Origin of the sequence: Pseudarthrobacter sp. GA104, assembly GCF_009741265.1 — a bacterium.
Lineage (GTDB): Bacteria > Actinomycetota > Actinomycetes > Actinomycetales > Micrococcaceae > Arthrobacter.
The window spans coordinates 1,094,564-1,116,797 of sequence record NZ_WOWL01000001.1 but is presented as its reverse complement, the minus strand read 5'-3'; the positions used below and the strand labels follow the sequence as shown (position 1 = coordinate 1,116,797).

The following is a 22,234-nucleotide window of genomic DNA, read 5'->3' as shown; positions in this document are numbered from 1 at the left end:
GTTCCAGGCGCCCGCGCGTGTTCAGCCCAGGCGGGAAACGACTTCCTTCACCAAGGGCCAGACGCGGGTCACCGAAGTGTGGTTGACGGTCTCCTTGGGGGAGTGGAGATCATGAAGTTCCGTGCCGATCGAGATGATATCCAGCCCGGGGATCTTCTGGCTGAACATGCCAAGTTCGAGGCTGCACTGGGAGACGTGGACTTCGGCGTCGTGGCCCATCACGTCGCGGAATGCCCCGCGGGCCACGCTCAGCAGCGGCGAGTCCGGACGATAGGGGAATTCCGCTGCGTCAAGGCCATACTCTTCGACTGCCACTCCGCCGCCGGCGAGTGCGGCGAGCGCACGGACACGGTCCAGGATCTCGTGTTTGCGGGAAGTTACCGCCGCGGTGATCGTGGACATGAGCCGGGCGCCGTTAGCAGTGGTGCGCACCGTGCCCAGGTTGTTGGAGCTCTCGACGATTCCCGGAACCGTGAGGCTCCAGCTGAGCACGCCGTTCGGGATGAGTGCCGTCAAGCGGGCGAAGCGTGCCGCCGCTGCGGGGGAGAAGACCCGGTCCGGAGTCTCGGCCGGCACCAGCTCAAGGCGCAGGCCGGGCTCAGCCTCTCGGTATTCATTCTGCAGCACACCCTCGAGCTCCAAAATGACCTTGCGCACGCCGTCCGCGTCCTCTGGCCGCACGAGCAGGGTGCTTTGGGCGTCCGCGGGGATTGCGTTGTTCTGGGCACCGCCGTGGGGGTCGGAGATCCGCACGTCATACTGGGAGAGTATGGCGTTGAGAGCCCGGGCGAGGACCAAGACGGCGTTGGCGCGCTCAAGGTGGATGTCGAACTCGCAATGCCCGCCGGACAGGCCGCGGACCTTAAGCTGCATCGCATCCAAATGCGTGGAGGGAGCGGACTCCCATTCCGCGGGGATGTCCACGGTAAAGGTTATGTCTCCGCTGCAGCCGGCGAGGATCTCCTTGTCGGTGATCCAGTTGAAGTCGATCATCCGCTTGCCGGACAATTTCGAGGTGTCGAATCCGGCGGCCCCGACCTTTCCCTTTTCCTCCATCGCGGTCAGAACCGCTTCAAGGGGAGGATGCGGGATGTCCGTTGAGTCCAGCAGGGCCAGGATGTAGGAAACGCCGATGCCGTTGTCCGCGCCCAGGGACGTGCCGTTCGCCGTGACGAAGTCACCCTCGATGAGGAGTTCGATCGGGTCGCGTTCGAAGTCGTGCACCACTCCGTCCTCCTTCTCGCACACCATGTCCAGGTGTCCGTGGAGGATGAGCGGCGGCGCGTCCTCCAGCCCGAGCTGGCCGGGCTTGCGGACCAGGACGCAGTGCAGATCGTCTTGGGTGGCTTCCAGGCCGCGGTCCCGGGCGAAGCCGACGACCCAGTCGGCGACCTCTTTCTCGTTGCCCGAGCCGCGGGGAATGCCGGCAAGGGTCTCAAAGAAGGAGAACACCTCCTGCGGCTGGAGTGATTTGAGAACTGACATGGGGTGTGTACCTTTCGGAAAGGGAAGGGAAGTCCCTCGCGGCGTTGCGGAGGACGGGAACAAGACGTGTGGTGGTGGCCAGTGCTATTTGACCACTTCGTTGTGGCCTCGGCCCATAGTCAGTGCCACGGCGGCGATGATCACCAGGCCGTAGACCAGGCTCTGCGCCTGGGGTGTGACGCCGACGGCGGCGGCGCCGATGGGCACGAGCGCGACGGTCAGGGCGCCGAAGATGATGTTGATCGGGTTTGTGATACCGCCGGTGATGGCGGTGCCGCCAACAATGGCTGCGGCGATGCCCGGCAGCAGGAGGTCGCTTCCCAGGCCGAAGGACGACGCCGCCCCGGCTTGCGCAATGACGAGCATGCCGGCGAGGCCGGCCAGAAGGCCGGAGAGAGCGAAGGCCAGCACTTTGAACCAGCGGGTCCGCAGGCCCGAGAACAATGCACCCTTCTCGTTGAGTCCCACGGCTGTCATGCCTTCACCGGCCCGGGTAAACCGGAGGAAGGCCCACAGGCCCACCGCCATTAGCACACCGACCCAGAAGGCCAGCGGCAGGCCGGCAAAAGCGGTCCCGAACAGGGGAGCGAGGAGTTGGCCGTTCGCCGTGGCATACACGGTGGTCGCATTGCTGATCACCAGTGAAGCTGCCTGCAGGATGCCGAGCGTGCCGAGCGTCAGGGCAAAGGAAGGGATCTGGCCGAACGCAACCAGGAAACCGTTGGCGGCCCCAATGAGGGTCACGACGCCGAGGGTGACGACGGGTGCCGCGGGACCGAGGGGCCCAAGAGTCTGAGCGAGGATGATCGCCGCGAAGATCACGATCGCTGCATTTGACAGGTCGATCGAACCCACATGGAGCACCATGGCCTGCCCCAACGCAACCAGGAGGATGGTCGCGGCCTGGACGGCAAGGATTGCCATGCCGCCACCGGTCAGGAATGCCGGACGGAGGATGGCCACGAGGGCGAACAGGGCAAGGAATACCGCGAAGGGCCCGGCGGTGAACCACAGATTCCGTGGCGGGCGGCGTGCGGACTTCGTCTTGCCGTCGGCGGCGGCCGGCGCTGTGGCCGGATGCTCGAGAAGGGCTTTCTTTGACATGGGATTCACACCATCTTTTCAAGCAGGTCGAGGGAAGTCGGGCTGTCGACCGAGAGGTCGAAGCGGGCGGTGATTTCGCCGTCGCGCATCACGATGATCTCGTCCGCCATCTCGAGGGCCTCCTCGAGCGTGTCGGGCAGCAGGATCACGGCGGCGCCGTCCTCCTGGGCGGCACGGATCTGGTCGTTCACCGTTTGCGAAGCTCCCGGGTCGAGGCCGCGGAGCGGGTGGTCAAGGATCAGGACGCTAAGCTCCTCAGCGCGCAGCCACTTGGCCATGACCACCTTTTGCTGGTTGCCGCCGGAGAAGCGGCCAAGGGGCAGGCGGGGGTCGCGGGGCCGGATGTCGAGGCGCTCGAACCATTCCTCGGCGGCCTTCATACGGGCCTTGCGCCGCAGGAACGGGCCCCTGGCTGCCTCGCGCGGATGGACCAGGGTGAGGTTTTCGGCCGCGCTCAGGCCGCCGACCATGCCCTCGACTTTCCGTTCGGAGGGGATGTAGGCCAGTCCGTTCCGTACGGCCCGGCGCATCGACCAGCCCTGGACGGCTCCGCCGGCAACCTCGAGGGTGCCGGAGTCGAACGGCTCGGCTCCAAAGAGGGCCCGGCAAACGGATTCGCGCCCGGAGCCCATGGCGCCCACGATGGCTAGGGACCGCCCAGGAGAGACGGCGAACGAAACGTCCTTGAATTGCCCCTTACGGCTCAGGCCCTTGGCCTCGACGGCCGCGACGGCGCCCGCGGCGTTGCCGCCCTTGCGCACCCGCGCCCGTGATTCCTGTCCGATCATGAGGCGGAAGAGGTCATCTTCGCTGACTTCCTCCCGCCGCACGTCTGCCACGACTTCGCCGTGCCGCATCACCACTACGCGGTCGCAGATCCGGAGGACTTCGTCGAGCCGGTGGGAGACGAACAGCACCGAACCGATTTCCCGCAGGGAGCGGATCTCGCGCTCAAGGATCGCCGTTTCGTTGCGCTCCAGCACTGAGGTGGGCTCGTCGAGGATCACCAGCGGTGCTGCGTGGATGGCCTCGTCCACTCGTAGTGCCCGGGCGATTTCGACCATCTGGCGGTCCACGAAGGAGAGGTCGCTGACCGTGGTGCGAGGGTCGATGTTGGAGCCAACACGGGCCAGGATGGCGGCTGCCTCCGCATTGAGGCGCTTCCAGCGGTAGAACCCGTAACTCGTGGCCGCGTCCTTGGAGGACAGGGCATTCATCGCGATGTTTTCAGCGACGGACAGGTTAGACAGGAGCGACTGCTCCTGGTGCACGACGCCGATGCCCGCGGCAACGGCGTCCTGCGGCCTGCGGAACTTGACCGGCCGGCCGGCTGCCTCGATGACTCCGGAATCCGGCTGGTGCAGCCCGGTCAGGATCTTCAGCAGGGTGGATTTGCCGGCGCCGTTTTCACCGATCAGCCCGACCACTTCATGGCGCGGGATCTCGAGGGAGACATTCTTGACCGCGTGGGTCGTGCCGAAGGATTTCGAAATGTCGGTCAGCTTGAGTGCCGGGGTTTCGACGCCGGTGCGGGGCGCCAGGGAAGCGTTGGTCATTTTACGATCCTCAGTCTGCTGCGGTGCGGCCAGGTAGCCACGAGGACGGCCGCGATCAGGACGGTTCCGGAGACGGCGGATTGGATATTCGGGCTGACCCCGCTGAGGATGAGCCCGTTGTTGAGGACGGTCAGCATGAGCACACCGATCGCGGTGCGGAGGATGCCGCCCTTACCGCCGCCAAGGGACGTGCCGCCGATCACCACGGCTGCGATGGTCAGGAAGAGCGTCCCCACGCCCACGGTGGCCGATCCTGCACCGAGTTTGAGGGCTGCCAACACGCCGGCGGCGGCGCTGCAGGCGCCGGCGACAACGAAGACGTAGAGCTTGTACCTGAGCACCGGAATGCCGTTGCCCTTGGAGATCTCCTCGCTGTCGCCGATCGCGTAGGCGAAGCGACCCAGCCGCGTGAAACGGGCCACGAACATCCCCGCCAGGACGAAGGCGGCGGCGAGCAGGAATGAGTTGGGCAACCCGAAGGTGAGGGTGGACGGCCAGCCCTTGATGCCGCCGTCGGGCAGGAAGGGAATGGACTTGTCACCGAAGAGCACAGTGGCGATTCCAAGGCCCACGAACCAGACGCCCAGTGTGACGATGAACGAGGGAACCTTGAGGCGCGTGTGCACCAGGCCGCTCAGGAGGCCGAGGCCCACGCCTACGGCGAGCGCCGCAACAATGGCCCAGGGCCCCAGGTCCGCGCTTCCGCGGCTGTTGGCCGTCATCAGGACGAAGGTCATGCCTGCTGCGCCCATCACGCCCTCTACAGAGAGGTCAATCGAACCGGTCAAGATGACCAGGGTTGCGCCGACGCCGATGATCAACGGAAGGGACGCGTGGTCCAGGATGGTCCGCAGGTTCTCCGGCGTCAGGAACGTCGCGGGGTTCAGCGCCGCGAAAACGGCGATCAGTCCGACCAGGGCAAGCACTTCGCCGAGGTTTTTGGCCTCGAACCGGCGGCCTGTCCGGAGGGGTGGCTGTGATGGGGCGGGTGCCTCGAGGAGGCCCGTCCCGGTGTCCTTGTGTGTCATTACTTTCACCTGTCGTGGTTGCTCCGGTGGGGCGGCTCCGGACCCGTCTGTGCGGTGTCCGGAGCCGCCGTTTGCGGTCCGTTAGGGCAGCTTCTCCGGGCCGCCGGAGACCAGCGGCACGGGCTCGGTGTCCCAGGGGCCGTTTTCGATCAGATCGTCCATCCAGCCGTCGATATCGCCGTCGTACTTGGTGAATTCGGCGTGGTTGTCCGGGGTGACGCAGCTCAGCTTGAACAGGCTGTTGCGCTTCTCCTTGGGCAATTCCGATGGCTTGATCTCACCGGTGGCTGCGAGGTAGGAGGTGTAGAGCCCGATCGCGGCGGCCATGAATCCGCGGTGGAAGGTCTCGCCGGCGATGGCGCCGTTGCCCATGTTCTCCTTCATCATGTCGACGACCGGCGGGTACAGGCCGTCGGAAGCGAACTTGACATCGTTGATCCGGCCCGCATCCTTCACCGCCTGGACGGCGCCGATGATCATGCCGTCATCTGCAGCCCACACGCCGTCGATCTTGTCGCCGTACTTTGCGAGGAGGTTCTGGGTCTCCTTGAGCCCCAGCTGCGGGTCCCAGTTGGCCGGGCGCGTTTCGAGCAGCTTCACGTCCGGGTACGCCTTGAGCGCGTCCTGCAGGCCGGCCACGCGGGTCTGGCTGGTGGTGCTGTCGAGCACGCCCGCGAGGGCCACGATGTTGCCCTTGCCGCCGATGCTGTCGGCGAGCGCCTTGGCCGTGCACTGGCCGCTCTCGACCCCGGAGTGCTTCTGGAAGGCGACGAAGTTGTCACCCTGGTCCCACGGTTCGAAGTTGTCCGGCTTGTTCCACCAGACCGTTGCGTAGCCGCCCGCGGCCTTCACTGCGTTGACGATGGGCGGGGCGTCCGAGCTGGCGACGGTGTTGACCATCAGCGCGACCTTCTTGCCCTGCGCCAGGATGGCCTGGATCTTGGAGATCTCGGTCTGCGAGCTTCCCTCGGAGTCGACGATCTCGAGCGGCACGTCGAGCTTCTTGGACAGAGCCTTCGCACCCTCGATCATCGAGGCCATATAGGGGTTGGTGGTGTTGATGACGGAGGCAACGAGGACGATGTCCTTCTTGTCGATCGGCTGCTGGGAGGCGGCCGTGGTCGACGAGCAGGCGGTGGTGGCCATCAGGCCGGCCACGAGCCCGAACGCCGCTATGCGGCGCCGGACGAGTTTCTTGAGGTGCATCAAAGACTCCTTTGTGAGAGACGACCTGGAGCAAGTACAGTTTCGGAATCGCATATATATTCATCTACTGCATTAGCATGCTATCGAGTGTGCTTCATCTCACAGCAGCCTGTCAAGGGGCCATGAAGGGCGGCCTTTAACGCAGTGTGGGGAGCCTGCCGGGCAGGCTCCCCACGACGCGTCATGGTGCGGTCAGCGGAAGGTGCGGAAGAAAGTCCTCACGTCGTCCACGTAGGTGTCGGGCACCTCAAGCGGGGCGAAGTGGCCCCCCTCGTCGTGCACTCGGTACTGCTGGAGGTTGAAGTACTTCTCCGTCCAGGTCCGGGGCGGCTTGTAGATCTCGCCGGGGTAGATGCCCACTGCCGTGGGGGCGCCGACGACGGGAAACCTGTCATGAGACGGTGACCAGGGGTTCCCCCGGCACTCCCAGTAGTAACGGGAGGACGTGCCCCCGGTGTTGGTGAGGAAGTACACCGCGGCGGTGGTGACCAGGTCTTCCTTGGGCCATACGCGTTCAAAGGCTTCGGTGCCGTGGCCGCGCTCCTCCAGGCCCCAGAAGTAGCGCTTCTCGGTGATCCAGGCCAGCTGGGCTGCGGGGGAGTCCGCAACGAGCGCAGCCAGGGTCTGGGGCTTTGTCAGCTGGATTTCGCCGTAACCGCTCTCCTTTTGGACAAAGAGCTTGCCGCGTTCGAACCAGCCCTTCTCGTCGGAGTCGTTGTACTCGCTCTCATCTGGCAGCCCGAGGAAGGGGTCGTATTTCACGCCGGGAGGCGCATCCGGGTGTTCGGCAAGGTAGTGGCTCATCTGGGCCGGGAAGTGCGTGTAGACGCCGTAGACGTCCTGCTCGTACTTGTGGCCGTGCTGCTGCGCGATCAGGGCGCCCCAGTCGCCTCCGGCCGTGGCGTACTTCTCATAGCCCAGCACGTCCTTCATGAGGGCGTTCTCCAGGTCCGCCGTCCGCCACCAGTTCCAGCCCGGTTCGGTCAGCGGCGAAGAGAAGCCATAGCCCGGGAGCGAGATGAGGACGACGTCGAAGGCGTCCGCCGGGTCGCCGCCGTAGCTCGCCGGGTCGGAGAGCGGCCCGATGACCTTGCGCAGGTCCCAAAAGGTCCAGGGCCAACCGTGGTGGATGAGCAGCGGCATGGGGTTGGGCCCCTTGCCCTTGACGTGGATGAAGTGGAGCGGAACGCCCATCAGCTCCGTCTTGAAGTGCGGCAGTTCGTTCATGCGCCGCTCGACGTCCCGCCAGTCGTATTCGTTGATCCAGTAATCGACGAGCTGCTTGTGGTAGTCGGTGTTGTAGCCGTACCGCCAGTCGTCGTTGGCGAAGTCCACCGGATACCTCGTGCGGCGGAGCCGCTCGTTCATATCCTTGAGGTCCTCATCCGGGATCGAGATGGTGAAGGGGGTGACCCCGCCTTCGTTGTGCGCAGCCATTGCGCCTCCTCGTGAAATAGATGGTTGGATTTGCCGTGCTCAGGTGATGTTGTAGAGGGCCCGCGCCTCTTCATGGGTTGCGATGGGCCGGCCTACCTCCCGGGCGATCTCCTGGGCCTGCTGGAGGAGTTCGAGGTTGGTGGGATTGCGGGCGGGATCATAGAAGAGCTCAAGGCCGGTCTTAATGTGGCCGCCCAGTTCGATGGCCCGGCGCAGGATGGCGGTGTCGTCGAGGGCGCCCTGCCCCCAGATCGAGATGTACCAGGGGTGCTTGACCTTTGCTTCCTCGATCATGGTGAGGTAGTAGTACAGGCTCTCGAGGCTGGGTTTCATCCCGTTCGTGCCGATAGGTTCCATGGCGGTGAGTCCGTAGTCGCCGATGAGGTAGAAGTCCCACATGGATCCCTGGGTCGAGAGGCCCCGGTTGACGTAGTGCATCGCGTGGCGCAGATGGCCCGGCTCGTACACACCGAACACCATAGCCAGGTCCCTTTCGCGGAACATTTTGACCTGGCTTGCCACGCGCTGGTAGTTGAATCCGAATTCCGGGCCGGAGAGGTAGCCTTCCTCGTCTTCGTCGACGGCGAACAGGGTCAGGCCGGTGTCGACGCAGCCGATGCGCACATTGCCGCCTTCGTACAGGTGCGGCACGTGCTCGAGGCCGTTTTCATGCGGCAGTAGCCGGAGGTTGTTGCAGGTAGTGGGATACCACGTGATGTCCGGGTGCTTCTCGAGGACCCGGTCCCAGGTGCGCATGTAGTCCTTGTAGGCGTTCTCCCCGAGGAGGTCGAAGCTCGTGTTGTGAGCATGGATTGCTCCTGCACCTGCCTCCCAGCACCTGATCGCGTCCTCCGCGATCTCCTCGTAGGTGATGGGCGTGTTCGGGTTCATCTCCTTCGTGCGGATGCCATTGATGTGGGACTCGATCACGACGGGGTAGTCCCAGTTCGGCTTCATATCGGCATATTTGTCAAGGCGGGTGGGCACGGCTAACTCCTGACGGACGGCGTGGCGGCGCCGATTCAGCGGCAGAAGCCGGATTAATGAATCGTTATGCGCACGTCAATTGAATATGCAATCGATCATGGGACGTGCGTCACAGTCTTGTCAATAGCTGCCCGGTGCTTTCGGCGCCTCAGGCTTTTGACGCCGACATGCGGCGCCGGGTATTGCCCTTGGCGGGAGGTGTTTCCCGTGCCCCCTGCAGCGCGGCGGGAGCTGAATCGACCAGGAACTGGGCGGTTGCAGAATCGGTCACGAGCGTGTCGACCCATCCGCCCGCGACCGCTGCCCTGATGGCACGGTGCTTGCGGGTCCCGCCGGCGACGGCCCACCGGTGGCGGGCACTCTTGAGCTGCTCCCGGGTGATGCCTACCACCAGGTCCTCGAGCTCGGAGTCGATCGGATTCCCGTCAGCGTCCAGGAAATGCAGGCATACCTCTCCTACCGCCCCCAGCTCGCGAACATGGGCGTATTGCTCGTCCGTGAAGAAATTGTCGCCCGGCCGGAGGTCGGGGTCGATCTCGTCGGCGCCGATGCCCACCAGTGCCAGGTCCACGGAGTCGAGCATCTCAAGCGCCTTCTGGGCGTGCGGGTCACGGCTGAGCAGAAGGTCCTTCATCTCAGGGCTCGCTGCCACGCCCGGCGTCCGAAGGAAGACGGGTTGTGCGCCGGTGAGTGCCGCGAACTGCTGGGTGGACCTCGCTGTGTCGTGCTGCAGTGCGGGCGGGCCGAGGTCGCCCAGCGTCTCGATGACGTGCTTGCAGCGCGTGCGCATCGGAAGCATGACGTCGATCATGAGGCGCATCGTCTTGCTCCATGAGGTGAGCGCAATCGTGTGCACTTCGAACGCAACGTCGTGGAGGAGGGCGGCCATGGTGTGGGCCAGATCCTTGCCCAGCTCCGTCTCGTCATCGCTCACTGCGTCGACAATGTGGACTTCACTGAGCCCGTAGATCGACTCGATGCGCTCCTCAAGTTCGGCGTGAACATGCTGCGGAACAGCGACGACCGTGCGTACGATCGAGGCATCCTCCGCCTGGGCCAAAAGCCGGGAAACCCGGGACTGTGAGATCTGAAGCCGCTTGGCGATGTCCGTCTGGCGCATCTCGTGCGTATGGTATAGACGCGCGACCTTGATCATTAGCCGTTGCCCGTCGACATCGGTCATTGGCCAGCTCCTTTCGTTCCATTCCCATCCTAGGTCCCCCTTGACACGCAGACCCGGGGATTGGAAACTCGTAAATGGAAATGCAGATGATAAATATTTATTCTACAGCGCTGTGGAAGAGGAAGGAAGCGGCAATGGAGGAGTACACCACCCCTTTTGACGTCGTCGTCGTCGGAGCAGGCATTAATGGCCTGGGGATCGCCCGCGATGCGGCCGTCAGGGGCCTGCGGGTCGTCCTGTTGGAGCAGGACGACATCTGCAGCGGAGTCTCCGCGTGGTCGGGCCGGCTTGTCCACGGTGGGCTTCGGTACCTTGAGCACCGTGACTTCGCGCTCGTGCGCGAATCGCTGCGGGAACGGGAGCTCCTGTTCCGCCTCGCGCCCCATCTCGTCAAGCCGCTGCGGCTCATCATGCCGCTGAGCTCGCACAGCCGCCGGCCGGCCTGGCTTATCCGGATCGGCATGTTCCTCTATGATGCACTGTCCTTCGACAAGAAGACCCAGGGACACGAAGTCCTCGACCGCAATGCGATCCTGCGCCGCTTCCCGGGCATCTCGCCCGATGGTCTCCGCGGCGCAGTTGTGTTCACGGACGGCCAGGTGGAGTACGCCGAACGCCTCTGCACCGAGGTGGCCATCGCGGCTGCGGGCGCTGGCGCCGTGATCCGGACGAAGGCGCGGGTGGAAGAGCCCCTCCTCGAGGGAGGGCGGGTGGTGGGGGTGCGCTACCGGGACACCCTGACCGATGAAATGCACGAGGTCCGCGCACCGATCGTCCTCAACGTCGCCGGCCCCTGGATCGACCGGATCTTCCGGCGGGGCGCGCCTGAGCAGCCCCGCCTTAACGGGGGCACAAAGGGCAGCCACCTGATCGTGGACCGCTTCCCCGGAGCCCCGGACGACGTGGTCTACTACGAGTCCAAGAAAGACGGCCGCCTCGTCCTCGTGATTCCGTGGATGGGCCGGTACCTGATTGGAACCACGGACCTCCGTTTCGACGCCGATCCCGGCGAGGCGCGCTGCGACGCCGACGAGATGGACTACCTGCTCGGGGAGGTGAACGAACTCATTCCGGGTGCCCACCTGACGCCGAAAGACGTCCTCTTCACCTACTCCGGCGTCCGCCCGCTGCCGTACGCGCCTGATGTCGAAGAGTGGGAGATTCCCCGGAGCCATGTCCTCCACGACCACGCCCCGGATCTCCCCGGCCTCATCACGGTGGTGGGCGGGAAGCTCACCACCTACCGGCAGCTTGCCGAGGACGCGGTGAATGACGCCTTCAAGCGGCTCGGGCGAAAGAGCCCGAAGTGCGTCACGGCGAACCTTCCCCTGCCTGGCGCGGCCGGGGATTTCGAGGAGGTGCGCCTCGCCCTCCGCGGGAAAGGATTGGCGGGCAAGACGGTCGACCGGCTCCTCGCCCTCTACGGGACACGTGCGCTCGACGTCGTCGCGCAGGCGGGCGGGAACGTCGTCGGCCTTCCCGTTCTGGATCCCGGGACGGGCGCACTCGAGGCCGAGATTCTCCTGGCGGTACGGTATGAGTTCGCAAAGACGCTCACGGACGTCCTTGCCCGCCGGATGCTGTTGGCGTTCGAGCCCGGGCATGGCCTCGACGCGGCCGGGCGGGCCGCTGCCGTCATGGGCGCCGAATGCGGCTGGGACGAGGACCGGCAGGCAGCAGAAATCCGTGGCTACCGCGAGTGGCTGGAACGGCTCGCCGTCCCCACCCGCGCCGCGGAGGACCGGCCCGCAGTAAAGGGTTCCACGCCGTGAGCCCCCGGTACGTCCTGGCACTCGACGAAGGGTCGACGAGCGCACGCGCGGTCCTCGTCTCCCTTGAGGGCAGGATCGTAGCGGAGGCCCGCCATCCGGTTACCCCCCTGTTTCCGAAGCCGCGGTGGGTCGAACTCGATCCCATGGCGCTGTGGGAGGCCCAGCGGAACAGCATGCAGGCCGTCATGGCGAAGATCGGAGCGACCACCGATGATCTCGCCGCGGTTGGCATCACTACCCATCGGGAATCCTGCCTCCTGTGGGATCGGCGGACCGGCGAGCCTGTCCACAACGCCATCATGTGGATGTCCAAGCAGACGGACGCGATCGTGCAGCGGTGGCGGATGGACGGCCTGGACTACGAGTTCCGGCAGCGGACAGGCCTGTTCAACGACTCGTTCTTCAGTGCCGCCAAGCTGGCGTGGGTTCTTGAGAACGTCCCGGGCGTGCAGGAGCGCGCCGGGCGGGGCGAACTTGCGGCCGGGACGGTGGACACGTGGCTGCTGTGGCAGCTGACCGGTGGCCGTTCGCATTTCACGGACCACAGCGAGGCGTCCCGGACGGCGCTCTTCTCCCTGGAGACCCTGGACTGGGACGAGAAGCTCATCGAGGCCTGCGGCATCCCCGCACGCCTGCTGCCCTCTGCGCTCCCGTCCGACTCCCACTTCGGTGACATGCGGCCCGCCGACGTAGGCCTTCCGGGGACGTCCAGCGTGCCCGTCACGGCCATCATGGGCGACCAGCAGGCCGGAATGTTCGGGCAGGCGTGCTTCGGGACCGGATCCGTGAAGAACACCTACGGTACGGCGGGCGTGCTCACGGCCAACAGCGGTCCGACGCCGGCCATCCTGGACGGCCTCACCGCGAGCGTGGGTTGGACGGCAGGGGGAGCCACCGCCTACGAGATCGAGGGCGTCGTCTTCCACTGCGGCCAGACGCTGCAGTGGATGCGGGAACGCCTGGGTATCCTGACCGCCGAGACCGACCTGGAGGAACTGGGACGCCGGGTGGAGGACACCGGGGGTGTCTACATCGTGCCCGCCTTCGCGGGCCTGTGCGCACCGCACTGGTCGAGGGACAGCAAAGCGAGCATCGTCGGACTCACGCTGGAGAGCAGCGCTGAGCACATCGTTCGCGCAGGCATCGAGGCCATGGCCTACCAGACACGGGACAACATTGACGTGCTCGTGGCTGGGGGAAACCCGGTTCCCGAGCTCAAGGTGGACGGCGGCGCGGCGCGCAGCAACCTCCTGTGCCAGTTCCAGGCGGACATTCTCGGCATCCCGGTACTCCGCCCTACCGAACTCGAGCGCACAGCGCTGGGCGTCGCGCACCTCGCCGGCATGGGCGCCGGCCTCTGGAGCCGCGACGACCTGGAGACCGGGTGGCAGATCGACCGGGTGTTCGAACCGGTGATGGCCGCGGACCGGCGTGAGGAGCTCTACGCCGGATGGTGCGACGCTGTGAGGACGGTGACGGGGCGCAATCCTGGTCCCGGAGCGACGTGACGGACGCGCACCCGCCTTTCGGCTCCGGCGCCGTCCGCCCGGTGCGCGACCCGCGGCCGCGACCCGGCTGCGAGGATATGGATTTCATCGCCAACAGCCTTGCCTCCCTTCCCGGTGCCGCCGGCGGAGAACTCAACTTTTCCCGGCCGCTCTCCACGGCAGCCTTCAGCCGACGTGACTCCATCGGCGCCGGCTACCGGGAAGCATGCGCGGTCCTGGCGGCGCGCGGCTATGCGCCAATCATCAGGCCGGTAGGTGGGCACCTCGCGGTATACGGCCCCGGAGACCTCGTGGTCCACCTCTGGGCACCACACCCGGACGCCCGGTCATCGATCCGTGAGCGGTTCGAGGCATTCGGCGAGGCCGCCGCGTTGGCTCTGCGGGGGCTTGGGGTGGACGCCCGGGTAGGGGCGGTACCCGGCGAATACTGCACCGGGGAGTTCAGCGTCAACGACGCCGGCCGCGCCAAGCTGGTCGGGACAGGGCAGCGCCTCACGAAGCACGGCTACCTGTTCAGCGCCGTCGTCATGGTCGAGGACGCAGGTCAGGCGCGGACGGCCCTGGGAGAGGCATATTCGCTCATGGGGCTCGACTTCCGCCCCGAATCCGTGGGCTGCGTCGCAGATGCAGTACCCGGGGCCACCGTCGAAGACGTCCGCGAAGCCCTGGTCGGCACCCTCATGCCAATGCTCCAGGCCAGTGCACCCCCGGCCACCTCCAGCCCACAGCGTGCCGCGCCACGCACCCCCTTCACTCCCGTTCGTCCTACAGCCTGTCAGGAGCCTCCCGTGTCCACTGACCACCCCGTCCGCGCCACTGTCCGAGCCCTGGCGGACCATCCGCAGGCGCGTGTCCTCATCGTGGGAGGGGGCATCAACGGCGTTGGCACGTTCCGTGACCTTGCGCTGCAGGGCGTCGACGTGGCGCTCGTGGAGCGCGGCGATTTCTGCCAGGGCGCCTCCGGGGCCTCATCCCACATGATCCATGGCGGAATCCGGTACCTTGAGAACGGCGAATTCCGGCTGGTGCATGAGTCGGTTGTCGAGCGGAACAGGCTCCTGCGCATCGCGCCGCACTACGTCAAGCCGCTGGAGACCACCATCCCGGTGTTCTCCACATTCTCCGGGCTGTTGAACGCCCCGCTGCGCTTCTTCACGCACCGTTCCGGCAAACCGCAGGAACGCGGGGCCCTCCTGGTGAAGGTGGGCCTGAGCCTCTACGACGCGTTCTCCCGCCGCGGCGGGACCGTGCCGCGGCACCGGTTCGTCGGACGCAAGCGGTCCCTGGCGGAGCTGCCGGCCCTGCGGGCGGACGTCAAGTACACGGCGACGTACTTCGACGCTTCGGTGCATGATCCCGAGCGGCTCACCCTGGACGTGCTCCGGGACGGGCTTGAGGCGGGGTCGCATGCGCGTGCTGCCAACTATGTGTCCCTCGTCGGGGCGGACGACGGCGGCGCCCGGCTCCGCGATGAGCTCACCGGGGAGGAATTCGCCTTCACCGCGGACGTCGTGGTGAACATGACCGGCGCCTGGGTGGACAACACGAACGGTGCCCTCGGCTCGCCGTCGCGGTTCATGGGAGGGACCAAGGGCTCGCACATCGTCTTGGACAACCCCGGGCTGCTGGCCGCCACCGGCGGACGGGAGATCTTCTTCGAGCACAGCGACGGACGGATTGTCCTCATCTACCCCATAGGCGACCGCGTGCTGGTAGGCACCACCGACGTGGACGCGGGGGAGGACCTCGAGCCCGTCTGCACGGACGCGGAAGTCCAGTATTTCTTCGACCTCATCCGCCATGTGTTTCCCGCCGTGGCGGTGGATCGGAAGGACATCGTGTACACGTTCTCCGGCGTCCGGCCGCTGCCGCGCCATGATGACACCGCCCCGGGTTTCGTGTCCCGCGACTACCGCATTGAACGGTCAGTGTTCCCGGGCACCGACCGGCCGGTGCTGAGCGTGGTCGGCGGGAAGTGGACCACCTTCCGTGCATTGTCCGAGCATGTGGCCGATGATGTCCTCTCCTTGCTGGGGCGGGGCCGCTCCGCGAACACCGCGGATCTTCCGATCGGGGGAGGACGGGGCTACCCCGTGGACCGGGCCGGCATGGAGACCTGGGTCGCCGGGCACACCGGGCCGGGGGCGGACGGCCAACGGGTCCGGACCCTGCTCGCCCGCTATGGCACCCGCGCCGCGGAGGTCCTGGCGTTCCTTGCCCAAGGACAGGACGCCCCGCTGCAGAGCACCGCCGAGCTGAGCGTCCGTGAGCTGGCCTGGATGGCCAAGCACGAGCATGTAGCCCACGTCGCCGATGTCCTTGTCCGGCGGACCAGCCTGGCTTTCCGCGGCCTGGTCACCGCAGAACTCGCCCACGAGGTAGCCTCGCACCTGGCGCCCTGCCTCGGCTGGGACACCCACCAGATTCAGCACGAGGCGCAGGCAGCGTTGTCGCTGCTCGCTCAACGCCACCGAGCCGGCACAGCAATCTCGGGGGTGCTGCAATGACATTGACACCTGAAGGCCGGAAGCTTTTGCGCGTTGAACAGCGCAACTCGGCTGTCCCGGTGGAGCGGAAGCCGGACTGGATCAAGGCCAAGGTCCAGATGGGCCCGGAGTTCGTCCAGCTCAAGAACCTGGTCAAGAAGGAAGGCCTGCACACGGTGTGCGAGGAGGCCGGCTGCCCCAACATCTTCGAGTGCTGGGAGGACAAGGAAGCCACGTTCCTGATCGGCGGGCCCGAGTGCACCCGGCGGTGTGACTTCTGCCAGATCGATACCGGCAAGCCCTCCCCGGTGGACAGGTTCGAACCCACCAAGGTGGCCCGCTCCGTGCAGGCCATGCAGCTGCGCTACGCCACCGTCACCGGGGTGGCCCGCGACGACCTCGAGGACGAGGGCGTGTGGCTGTACGCCGAAACGGTCCGCAAGATCCACGAACTGAACCCCGGCACCGGGGTGGAGCTGCTGATCCCGGACTTCTCCGGCAAACCCGAACACATCGAAGCGATCTGCGACTCCAGGCCCGAGGTGTTCGCGCACAACGTGGAGACGGTGCCGAGGATTTTCAAGCGGATCCGGCCCGCGTTCCGCTATGAGCGGTCCCTGGACGTGATCACGCAGGGCCGGAACCTGGGCATGGTGACCAAGTCCAACCTGATCCTGGGCATGGGCGAAACCCGGGAAGAGATCTCCGAGGCGCTGCGGGACCTGCACGAGGCCGGCTGCGACCTGATCACCATCACCCAGTACCTGCGCCCGTCCGAGCGGCACCTGCCGGTGGACCGCTGGGTCAAGCCGCAGGAATTCGTGGACCTCCAGGACGAGGCCAACGAGATCGGCTTCCTGGGCGTCATGTCCGGGCCGCTGGTCCGTTCCTCCTACCGCGCCGGCCGGCTCTGGGCCACCGCGATGCGGAAGAAGGGCCGGGACATCCCCGCCGAACTCGCCCACATCGCCGACGGCATCCAGGACTCCGGCACCACCCGCCAGGAAGCCGCAACCCTCCTGGCCCGCTGAAACCCGACGCCCCGCCCTGCAGAACCGAAAGAGGAAGCATGATTGACCGCTCCACCCAGCCTTCGGCCTTGGCCGCCGACGTGCTGGTCCAGCTGAAACAGTGGCCGGGCGCCCCCTCCCTCGCCGTCGTGGGGCCCGAAGGGGTGCTGGGCTGCCACGACGAAGGACACGTTTATCGGCTCGCTTCGGTGACCAAACTGCTCACCGCCCTTACCCTCCTGGTCGCCGTGGAACAGGGGGCCGCCTCGCTCGACGCACCTGCCGGTCCCCCGGGATCCACGCTGCGCCACCTGCTGGCCCACGCCTCGGGCGTGGGGTTCGATGAGGAAAAGGTCCGGGCGAAGCCTGGAGCCAGAAGGATCTACTCGAACCGGGGCATAGACCTGGCCGCGGAGTACCTCAGTGCCCAAACCGGCAGGTCCTTTGAAAGGGAACTGAGCGAACGGGTCCTGAAGCCGCTCGGGATGGTCCGGACATCACTGGCCGGCCCGCCGTCAAAAGGCGGCATGGCACCCATTGGCGACATCGCCCGGCTCGCCCATGAGCTTCTGCGGCCCCGCACCCTCTCCAACTCCGTGGTGGACGCCTTGTCCTCTGTGGAGTTCCAGGGGCTGGCCGGGATGCTGCCTGGATTCGGCCGCCATGGCGAGAACTCCTGGGGCCTCGGCGCCGAAGTGCGGGGCACCAAGGAACCCCATTGGACGAGTCCGCAGAACTCTGCGGCCACGTTCGGGCATTTTGGCATGGCAGGGAGCTTCCTCTGGGTGGACCGGGAAGCGGACTTGGCATGTGCAGCGCTGTCCACCGTCGATTTCGGGCCCTGGGCCACGCGCGTGTGGCCAGAGACATCTTCCGCCGTCCTGAAGTGCTACCGCGATGTCCAACCACCCGCGCCGGCAGTCCCGGCCGTGCAGATCCAGGATGAGAGTATTTCCTGATACATCAAGAAGAAAGGCACCCCTCTTGTCACCCAACACCAATTCCTCTTTCCGAGTAGCGATCGTTAGCGCCCAATGGCATGCTGACATTGTCGACCGCGCCGTCGAGAGCTTTCGTGCCCGACTCAAGGAACTGGGCGGCGCCGAAGTCGACGCCTATCAGGTCCCCGGCGCCTTCGAAATTCCCCTGGTGGTCCGAAGGCTCGCCGCTTCCGGCAAATACGACGGCATTGCCACCTCTGCCCTGGTGGTTGATGGAGGCATCTACCGCCATGAGTTCGTCTCGCAAACCGTCGTGGAGGCCCTGATGAGAGTACAAATGGAAACGGATGTGCCAGTCTTCTCGGGTGTCTTGACTCCTCATCATTTCCATGAACACGAAGAGCACCGGAACCAATTTTCCAACCATTTCGTGACAAAGGGACGTGAGCTGGCAGACGCTCTAGCCTCGACGCTTACGACGTTACGGTCCCTGTAGGGCGGAACGCAGCCTTGACCTCCGCACCGCGTGCGCCCATTGTTCCCGCCGCGCCCGGGCTTCCTCTGGAGTAAGCGAGGGCACGAAAGCCGTGCGGTCCCTGTTGAGCGTTTCGCACTCCGGCTCTGTCCAGAATCCACGGGCGACTCCAGCAAGATGGGCGGCTCCAATCGCCGAAAGTTCGGCTACGTTGTTGCGCAGGATCTCCTGCTGGGAAAGATCCGCCTGAAGCTGGGCCAGCCAGTCATTCTGGGCCGGACCCCCGTCAATCAGGACATCGGTGACAGGTTTTCCCGCCGCCCGCGCCACTTCGGCGAATACGTCTTCGGTCTGGAGGGCGATGGATTCAAAGGCTGCCCGGGCGATCTCGGCCTGGCTGGTTCCCAGCCCGAAGCCACTGATGATGGCCTTGGCCTGAGGATCCCAATAGGGAGCACCGAGTCCTGAGAAGGCGGGCACCAAGTCCAAGCCCGAGTTCGGGGGTGCGCTGGCGGCCAGCCGGCTTAAGCCGTACGGATCCGTGCCGAAGAGCTCGGACAGCCAAATCAGTGTGGACCCCGTGGAAAGGATAGTCCCCTCCACGGCGTAGGCGGGGCTCCCGGTACTCCAGGCGATGGTCTGGACTAGCCCTCCGTCCTCAGGTGCCGGAGCCGCCCCGCTCAGCGCAATCACCGAGCTGCCAGTGCCGTAAGTGGCTTTGACCCGGCCGGGTTCCCTGACACCGTTGGCGTACAGGGCGGCATGGGAATCACCGAGGACTGCATGAATTCTCGTGTCCCGCGGAAGGGAGGGAAGAGCCCTGAGGGGCCCGGAGGCCTGGTCAGAGGCGACAATCTCCGGCAAAGCCTGCTCCGGGATGCCAAACCGCTCGGCCAGGCCGGCATCCCACTCCGCCCGCTCCAGGTTCAGTAGTTGGGTGCGGCTGGCGTTGCCTAGCTCGATCCGATGTTCGCCCGTCAGCGAGAAGAGTAGCCAGGAGTCGACGGTCCCCACGGCTATCCGGCCTGACCGGCAGCCCGCGCGGTCCGGATCGACCTGGTCAAGGAGCCAGCCAAGCTTCAAGGCCGAGAACATCGGATCAAGAGGGAGCCCGGTGCGGGAGCGGACGTCGTGTCCCCACCCTTCTTCAAAGGCGGCAGTTGCGCGTTCCGTGGTCCTTCGGTCCTGCCACCCGAGCATCGGACCCAACGGCCTGCCGGTCTGCCGGTCCCAGACCACAGCGGATTCGCGCTGGTTGCTCAGTCCGATGGCCATGACATTCAACGGCCGTTGATCGAGAAGTGACGCTACAGCCCTGAGGACGCTGTCCCGGATCTCCACGGCGTCCTGTTCCACCCAGCCGGGGCGGGGATCCTTCCGCGAGACCGGGACCGAGCTGCGGGCCACTACGTGACCGCGGGAATCAAGTGCTATCGCCTTCGTCGACCCAGTACCTTGATCGACGGCGACGACGACGTCGGTGGCCCCTTGCCGGGAAGATGCGTTCACGGTATTCCTGTTCAAAGATCGGTGCTGCGGCTTGGGAAGCGCACTTAACTGGGATGCAAAGGTTTTCGCATAGATATGCAAATTTGGGCTAAATATTCTACTGACGAGTTTGAAGGTTCCTTGAAGGGCATGTCAAGGGATTGCCCGGACTGGGTCTGCCGCGAGTGGTCATGGTATCCCGACGGTGGCCCGGTCGGGCGGGTTGCCCCAGGGCCCCGGCCTCCGCGGCACAGCAGGCCAAGTATTTCCACTTTCCTGGGGTGAGCCCGGCCGGAGCGGCAGGCCGGCGCGGACGCCACTCCAGGGAGGAATGGTAGGAGTCCTCGGCCGCCGGGATCCGTTGCTTGATCCCAGCTCCGTGCCGCCAATGCCGCGTGTGTAGCCTGACCCGTCCAGCCGCTGATGGTGCAGGCCGGTCAGGGCTGACTCGCCCTTCAGCCCTGGTACGCGGATGTGGATCCGTTCGCCCAGGTGCGGATGCATGTGGATAACTTCCAGGTCCCCCAGGATAAGGGCTAGTTCTTGTCCCACACTTGGTTGGATACTCCATACTCCAACGCGGCCAACGTCGTGAACCCATCCTGCATGGCGGGCTTCAGGCCACGTTCCTCCACAAGGACGCGCAGGCGGGGCGGCAGATGGATGCCTCAGTCACGGCTGTGGGTCTGGGCTGCTGCATGGGCCAGGCGGCGCCCCACGTCGATTGGGGACTGAGGGGAACCGCGGAGGAACCCGGCCAAGGCCCCGCTGTAAGCCACGAGCACTTCATTGGCCAAATCCTGGGCGCCCTCCCCCGCAAGCGGGCGGGACAGGTGCAGGAGGCGTTCGGAGAGCAGGGCAGTGTCACCGGCCAGGACGTCGCCAATTTCGTCCGCGGCCTGGGGGAGCTCGCTGGCGGCGGCCAGGAAAGCGCACCACCGTGACGGGTGGCCGTGGGCGTCTCGGTAGGCGGCCAGGGCGTCGAAGACCGCGAGCAACCGATCCAGGTCATTGCCGGCCGCAACGATGTGCTGGTCCCAGACCCTCTGCCAGTCCGACAACCGGACCCGCAGCACTTCGGCCACCAGGGCATCTTTGCTGCCGAAGTGCGTGTACAGGGTGGCCGCGGAGACCTCCGCCTGGCGCAGCAGGTCGTCGACGGACGTGTCCCGGATGCCGCGGTCGAACAGTACCTGATCGGCCGCCCCGAGCAGCCGGGCGCGAGCAGGGGGTCGCTGGCGGGTGGTCATCTCGTTAGTCTAGGCAACCCGTGTACAGAACGGTAGTTTTGCTCTAGCGTAACGATCGTTACAGCCTTTCCGGGAGAGGTGCGATATCTACGGGCCGTGCTGGTCGGCCGCAGGCGCGAAGTTGCTGCGCCCAATCGAGGAGGAGTTCATGAAGCTTTCAGCTGGCGGTCGGATTGGCCTGGCCGGAGCAGCGGTAGTCGGAGTCGCCTTTGGCATGGCCCGCTACGCCTACGGCCTGACGCTGCCGAACATCCGGGAAGACTTGGGCCTGTCCGAGCTGGTGCTCGGCATCATCGCCAGCGCAACGTTCGCGGGGTACTTGGCTGGGTTGCTTTTGGCAGGGCCGCTCGCCGCCCGGCACGGTTCGCGTGCTCCCACGACCGTGGGCGGAGCCAGCGGTGTCCTGGGCGCGGTGATCGTGGCATCCGCGCAGTCTCCGGGACTGCTCGCCGCAGGTGTCATCCTGGCCGGCAGCGCCGGCGGCTGGGTCTGGGCGCCCTACTCGGACATCGTGACCCGTGCGGTGCCCTTGCGGCAGCAGCCCAAGGCATTGGCGATCATCACAACCGGTACCAGCGGTGGACTGGTACTGCTGGGCGGGCTGTCCGTCCTGGCGGTACTGGGCTCCTGGCGACTGATCTGGGTCGGCATCGCCTTAGCCGCGGTAGCCGCCGCACTTGTGAACCTTCGCCTGGTGCCGAAAACCAGGCCAGCCCCACGTGCGAACAACCAGTACGGTGCCTCCTCTTTGTTTGTAGCGCTGCGGGCACCGGTTGCCTACTCGGTGGCCTACTTTGCGGCCGTCGTCATCTACTTCACCTACGCCGCCGACGTCCTCGGCAGCGGTGCCCTCCCAGCAGGAGCCGTCCCGGCGTTCTACGCGGGCATTGGCATCTGCGGCGTGGTAGGTGTGGCGACCGGGACGCTCGCGCGTCGGGTGGGCAGTTCGAGGATCGCCGGACTGTGCCTTGGAGCCGTCGGTGTAGCACTGGCGATGCTTGGGTTGGCAAGCGATTCCCTGACCGCTACAGCGGTCTCGGCCTGCGTCTTCGGGGCGGGATACATGGCAGGATCTGCGGTGCTCGCGATTTGGACCGCCGAACTGGTGCCCGAGCGCGCAGGCGAGGCGTTCACGGCCTGCCTGGTCGTGGGGGCACTCAGCTCGGTTGCGGCCCCGGCCGTGGCAGGTGCGATGATCCCCGGATTGGGTCTGGGGCCGCTGTTAATCTTCGCCGCCGTGGCGTCGATGCTCAGCGGGATGGCGCTGGTGATGCGTGCATCCCCGCACAGGGCCGTCGTTGGTGAACCCAGCGCGTGA

The 22,234-nt window shown here is 65.9% G+C and carries 17 protein-coding genes; 7 read left to right on the top strand and 10 right to left on the bottom strand.

What is annotated here, in order from left to right; all coding sequences use genetic code 11:
• Positions 1-21: 21 nt before the first annotated feature.
• From pepD to GK109_RS04935, 8 genes are all read right to left on the bottom strand, one after another.
• Entirely contained in the window at positions 22-1,485 is a 1,464-nt protein-coding gene (gene pepD, locus GK109_RS04970) for a beta-Ala-His dipeptidase (RefSeq protein ID WP_157238896.1), read from the bottom strand.
• A gap of 84 nt (positions 1,486-1,569) precedes the next feature.
• Entirely contained in the window at positions 1,570-2,589 is a 1,020-nt protein-coding gene (locus tag GK109_RS04965; protein ID WP_157238895.1) for an ABC transporter permease, read from the bottom strand.
• A 5-nt stretch (positions 2,590-2,594) separates the two neighbouring features.
• On the bottom strand, positions 2,595-4,145 hold the full coding sequence (locus GK109_RS04960) for a sugar ABC transporter ATP-binding protein (RefSeq protein ID WP_157238894.1): 1,551 nt from the start codon (positions 4,143-4,145) through the stop codon (positions 2,595-2,597).
• Complete coding sequence (locus GK109_RS04955) at positions 4,142-5,173, bottom strand: ABC transporter permease (protein WP_157238893.1); 1,032 nt, start codon at positions 5,171-5,173, stop codon at positions 4,142-4,144. Before GK109_RS04955 ends, GK109_RS04960 begins: the two co-directional genes overlap by 4 nt.
• Positions 5,174-5,254: 81 nt before the next feature.
• Entirely contained in the window at positions 5,255-6,379 is a 1,125-nt protein-coding gene (locus GK109_RS04950; RefSeq protein WP_197432411.1) for a sugar ABC transporter substrate-binding protein, read from the bottom strand.
• 192 nt (positions 6,380-6,571) lie between these two features.
• A complete protein-coding gene (locus GK109_RS04945; RefSeq protein ID WP_157238891.1) occupies positions 6,572-7,816 on the bottom strand; it encodes an epoxide hydrolase family protein in 1,245 nt (414 codons plus the stop codon).
• Between the two features lie 39 nt (positions 7,817-7,855).
• Complete coding sequence (locus tag GK109_RS04940) at positions 7,856-8,803, bottom strand: 3-keto-5-aminohexanoate cleavage protein (protein WP_157238890.1); 948 nt, start codon at positions 8,801-8,803, stop codon at positions 7,856-7,858.
• 148 nt (positions 8,804-8,951) lie between these two features.
• Positions 8,952-9,986 (bottom strand): sugar-binding transcriptional regulator, encoded by a 1,035-nt coding sequence (locus tag GK109_RS04935; RefSeq protein WP_157238889.1) that lies wholly within the window; start codon positions 9,984-9,986, stop codon positions 8,952-8,954.
• Positions 9,987-10,120: 134 nt separating this feature from the next.
• Between GK109_RS04935 and glpD the strand changes: the two genes are divergently transcribed.
• The 6 genes from glpD to GK109_RS04905 all read left to right on the top strand — a co-directional run bounded on the left by glpD (position 10,121) and on the right by GK109_RS04905 (position 18,199).
• Positions 10,121-11,758, top strand: a complete 1,638-nt coding sequence (gene glpD, locus GK109_RS04930) for a glycerol-3-phosphate dehydrogenase (RefSeq protein ID WP_157238888.1) — start codon at positions 10,121-10,123, stop codon at positions 11,756-11,758.
• A complete protein-coding gene (locus GK109_RS04925) occupies positions 11,755-13,266 on the top strand; it encodes a glycerol kinase GlpK (RefSeq protein WP_197432410.1) in 1,512 nt (503 codons plus the stop codon). The genes glpD and GK109_RS04925 overlap by 4 nt, the downstream gene beginning before the upstream one ends.
• Before the next feature lie 686 nt (positions 13,267-13,952).
• The gene (locus GK109_RS04920) at positions 13,953-15,773 is read left to right on the top strand and encodes a glycerol-3-phosphate dehydrogenase/oxidase (protein ID WP_157242655.1); all 1,821 of its coding nucleotides are present in this window, start codon (positions 13,953-13,955) and stop codon (positions 15,771-15,773) included.
• The gene (lipA, locus tag GK109_RS04915; RefSeq protein WP_157238886.1) at positions 15,770-16,783 is read left to right on the top strand and encodes a lipoyl synthase; all 1,014 of its coding nucleotides are present in this window, start codon (positions 15,770-15,772) and stop codon (positions 16,781-16,783) included. Before GK109_RS04920 ends, lipA begins: the two co-directional genes overlap by 4 nt.
• Before the next feature lie 38 nt (positions 16,784-16,821).
• Positions 16,822-17,721, top strand: coding sequence for a serine hydrolase (locus tag GK109_RS04910; RefSeq protein ID WP_157238885.1), 900 nt, complete (start codon positions 16,822-16,824; stop codon positions 17,719-17,721).
• 25 nt (positions 17,722-17,746) lie between these two features.
• Positions 17,747-18,199 carry a 6,7-dimethyl-8-ribityllumazine synthase gene (locus GK109_RS04905; RefSeq protein WP_231754800.1) on the top strand — a complete coding sequence of 151 codons (453 nt, stop codon included), beginning with the start codon at positions 17,747-17,749 and terminating at the stop codon, positions 18,197-18,199.
• Here the strand turns inward: GK109_RS04905 and GK109_RS04900 are convergent.
• Positions 18,185-19,687, bottom strand: a complete 1,503-nt coding sequence (locus GK109_RS04900) for an FGGY family carbohydrate kinase (RefSeq protein WP_197432409.1) — start codon at positions 19,685-19,687, stop codon at positions 18,185-18,187. The two genes, GK109_RS04905 and GK109_RS04900, sit on opposite strands and share 15 nt — an antisense overlap.
• Before the next feature lie 647 nt (positions 19,688-20,334).
• Positions 20,335-20,916: a TetR/AcrR family transcriptional regulator gene (locus GK109_RS04890; RefSeq protein WP_157238882.1), complete on the bottom strand. Its 582-nt coding sequence runs from the start codon at positions 20,914-20,916 to the stop codon at positions 20,335-20,337.
• 148 nt (positions 20,917-21,064) lie between these two features.
• Between GK109_RS04890 and GK109_RS04885 the strand changes: the two genes are divergently transcribed.
• Complete coding sequence (locus GK109_RS04885; protein ID WP_157238881.1) at positions 21,065-22,234, top strand: MFS transporter; 1,170 nt, start codon at positions 21,065-21,067, stop codon at positions 22,232-22,234.

Bases quoted from the DNA above. Each gene is read 5' to 3' on its own strand.
- pepD (WP_157238896.1), bottom strand. From the start codon at position 1,485: ATGTCAGTTCTCAAATCACTCCAGCCGCAGGAGGTGTTCTCCTTCTTT.
- GK109_RS04965 (WP_157238895.1), bottom strand. From the start codon at position 2,589: ATGTCAAAGAAAGCCCTTCTCGAGCATCCGGCCACAGCGCCGGCCGCC.
- GK109_RS04960 (WP_157238894.1), bottom strand. From the start codon at position 4,145: ATGACCAACGCTTCCCTGGCGCCCCGCACCGGCGTCGAAACCCCGGCA.
- GK109_RS04955 (WP_157238893.1), bottom strand. From the start codon at position 5,173: ATGACACACAAGGACACCGGGACGGGCCTCCTCGAGGCACCCGCCCCA.
- GK109_RS04950 (WP_197432411.1), bottom strand. From the start codon at position 6,379: ATGCACCTCAAGAAACTCGTCCGGCGCCGCATAGCGGCGTTCGGGCTC.
- GK109_RS04945 (WP_157238891.1), bottom strand. From the start codon at position 7,816: ATGGCTGCGCACAACGAAGGCGGGGTCACCCCCTTCACCATCTCGATC.
- GK109_RS04935 (WP_157238889.1), bottom strand. From the start codon at position 9,986: ATGACCGATGTCGACGGGCAACGGCTAATGATCAAGGTCGCGCGTCTA.
- glpD (WP_157238888.1), top strand. From the start codon at position 10,121: ATGGAGGAGTACACCACCCCTTTTGACGTCGTCGTCGTCGGAGCAGGC.
- GK109_RS04920 (WP_157242655.1), top strand. From the start codon at position 13,953: ATGCTCCAGGCCAGTGCACCCCCGGCCACCTCCAGCCCACAGCGTGCC.
- lipA (WP_157238886.1), top strand. From the start codon at position 15,770: ATGACATTGACACCTGAAGGCCGGAAGCTTTTGCGCGTTGAACAGCGC.
- GK109_RS04910 (WP_157238885.1), top strand. From the start codon at position 16,822: ATGATTGACCGCTCCACCCAGCCTTCGGCCTTGGCCGCCGACGTGCTG.
- GK109_RS04890 (WP_157238882.1), bottom strand. From the start codon at position 20,916: ATGACCACCCGCCAGCGACCCCCTGCTCGCGCCCGGCTGCTCGGGGCG.
- GK109_RS04885 (WP_157238881.1), top strand. From the start codon at position 21,065: ATGAAGCTTTCAGCTGGCGGTCGGATTGGCCTGGCCGGAGCAGCGGTA.